The organism is Streptomyces sp. AC627_RSS907, assembly GCF_019049165.1.
Genome location: NZ_JAGMUE010000601.1, coordinates 1 through 988 on the forward strand (window position 1 = coordinate 1; position 988 = coordinate 988).

Below are 988 nucleotides of genomic sequence, written 5' to 3' on the forward strand. Positions count from 1 at the left end.
CCGCCCTCGCTGCTCGAGCTGTTGGAGAAGGCCGCGCGCCGAGCCGCCGAGGTCGGCGGCGCGCTCGGGGTGTGCGGCGGCGACGGCACGGTCAGCGCCGCGGCGGCGGTGGCCGCGCGCGAGGGGCTGCCGCTGGCCGTGCTGCCCGGCGGGACGCTCAACCACTTCGCGTACGACCTGGGCCTGGAGACCGTCGACGACACCTGCCGGGCGGTGACCGCGGGTCAGGCGGTCGCCGTCGACCTGGCGCGGTTCACGGCCGACGGGGCGGCCACGTCGACGGCCACGCACTACGTCAACACCTTCAGCATCGGCTGCTACCCGGAGATGGTGCGCATTCGCGAGCGCTGGGCGGGACGTGTGGGCAGTTGGGCGGCCGAGGTGCTGGCCGCGGCCCAGGTGCTGCGCACGGCCGAGCCGCTCGACCTGGTCATCAACGGCAAGCGCCGCGCCGTGTGGATGCTCTTCGTGGGCAACTGCTCGTACCGCGGGGTGGGTTCGGCTCCGGCCAGCCGGCACGACCTCGCCGACGGCCTGCTCGACGTGCGCATGGTGCACGGCGGCCGGCTGCCCCGCGCCCGGCTCCTGTCGGCCGCGCTGCTCGGCGTCCTGCGCCGCTCCCCCGTCCACGCGGAGGCCCGGTTGCGGCACCTGCGCGTGGACGAGATCCCGGAGGGCGCCGACCTGGCGTACGACGGCGAGATCACGCGCGCCCCGCGCGGCCTGACGCTGGACAAGGTGAACGAGGCGCTGCGCGTCTACCGCCCGCTCGAGGTCTGAGCGACGGCGACAGCGACGAGAGCAGCGACCGCGACGGCGGGAACAGCGACGCCCCGGCCGGGCGAACAGGCGGGCCAGCGAACAGGCGGGCCAGCGATGCCGAAGCCCCGCCCGGCCGGGCCGGAGACGAGATACCCGGGCGTTCGGCGCCTCTCACATACCAAGACGCCCCTCTCGCGGAGCGAGACGGCGGCGTACGGTGCGGGAG

Annotated in this window: 1 protein-coding gene; it reads left to right on the forward strand. The window is 75.6% G+C overall.

All coding sequences use genetic code 11. From position 1 onward, the window contains the following. Positions 1 to 780 (forward strand): diacylglycerol kinase family protein (locus KUM32_RS37330; RefSeq protein ID WP_302185235.1); only part of this gene is annotated, 780 nt, incomplete at its 5' end. Positions 781 to 988: the final 208 nt, after the last annotated feature.